A 427-nucleotide genomic window follows, 5' to 3' on the forward strand; every position below is an offset into this window, starting at 1 on the left:
GTAGGTGAATCACATGCATGAAGAAAACTTAATTGAAGTTCGGAATCTAAAAAAGTATTTCCCTATTAAAAAAGGACTATTCGGCAGAAAAACAGAACAATTAAAAGCAGTCGATGACCTCAGTTTCACAATTAAAAAGGGTGAAACATTCGGACTAGTAGGAGAATCTGGCTGCGGAAAATCAACGACAGGAAGAAGTATCATTCGCTTACACGATGTCACTTCAGGTAACGTTTTATTCGACGGAAAAGACATCGCAAGTTTAAAGGAAAGTGAACTAAAAGAATATCGAAAAAGAATGCAAATCATTTTCCAAGACCCATACGCAACATTAAACCCGGCAATGAATGTATTCCAAATTATTAGCGAGCCAATGAACATTCACGGCTCTTACGAAAAAGAAGAACAAAAAGAAATCATATTAGAC

General features: G+C 36.1%; 1 protein-coding gene. It reads left to right on the forward strand.

Translation table 11 applies throughout. The features are described 5' to 3' along the window. Positions 1 to 13: 13 nt before the first annotated feature. On the forward strand, positions 14 to 427 hold a 414-nt coding region (locus tag GRF61_RS24365; RefSeq protein ID WP_169153182.1), incomplete at its 3' end, for an ATP-binding cassette domain-containing protein.

The organism is Azoarcus sp. TTM-91 (assembly GCF_012911025.1).
Classification (GTDB): Bacteria; Pseudomonadota; Gammaproteobacteria; order Burkholderiales; family Rhodocyclaceae; genus Azoarcus.